Raw genomic sequence first — 1,024 nt, forward strand, 5'->3', positions numbered from 1 at the left:
GCCCGTCCCCCTCGACGGGCCGCGGCGCAGCGGCTTCACGGGGTGTCAGCGCGTGCGGGTCACACGGCCTGCCACAGCGCCGGGACGTTCGGCGGCTCCCAGCCGACCATGGCGGTGTGGCCCTGGAGGCAGCGGTAGGAGGCGCCGTTGTAGGTCACGACGTCGCCCGCCTGGTAGGTGGTGCCGGCGGTCCAGGTGCCGCCGGGGTTGGGGGTGCCCCCGCCGCCGACGGTGAGGCTGTACTGGGCGGTGTGGGTGGTGGCGCCGGCGGTGCCGGTGACGGTGATCTGGTAGGTCCCGGTCGCGGCGCTGGAGGCGGCGGACAGGGTCAGGGTGGAGGAGGAACCGGCCTGCACCGACGAGGGGTTGAAGCTCGCGGTGACGCCCGCCGGGAGGCCGGAGGCTGTGAGGCTCACGGTCTGGGCGGTGCCGGAGGTGACGGCGGTGCTCACCGTGGAGGTGGTGGAGGCGCCGGGCTGGGCGGAGCCGGAGGCCGGGCCGAGGGAGAGCGAGAAGTCGTTGCTGCCGTTGTTGGAGCAGGTGGGGTCGCCGCTCTGGGCGGGGACGCTGACGGCGTCCCAGGCGGCCTTGGCCCGGTTGAAGAAGGTGCAGGTCGGGTCGAGGCTCTTGGCGGCGGTCAGGGTGGCGGTGCGGTAGCGCTTGTAGGTCATGCCGCTGGTCTTGAGGAGCATGCCGCCGTAGAAGACCCGGCCGGCGTCCTTGATGCCGATGCCGGTGACGGAGGAGTTGTTGCAGGTGGGGCTGGTGGGCTTGCCGCCGCCGGGGTTGGAGCCCTCGGCGAGCAGGTAGAACCAGTGGTTGAGCGGGCCGGCCGCCGCGTGTTCCTCGGTCTGCGGGATGGAGGAGGAGTAACAGTTGGGGTTGTTGCTCACCAGGGAGGGGTTGTACATGTTGCGGATCGGGCCGTTGCCGACCAGGTTGATCATCTCGCCGACGGTGTAGTCCGGGGAGTCGTACGGGGCGGGCTCGTTGGCGTACGACTCGGTCAGCGCGCCCATGATGT

Annotated in this window: 1 pseudogene; it reads right to left on the reverse strand. The window is 71.5% G+C overall.

What is annotated here, in order from left to right:
- Window positions 1-98 precede the first annotated feature (98 nt).
- Window positions 99-1,024, reverse strand: a pseudogene (locus ACWDCZ_RS41730) (M4 family metallopeptidase); the annotation flags it as partial.

The sequence above is a fragment of the Kitasatospora sp. NPDC001225 genome, from assembly GCF_053597855.1.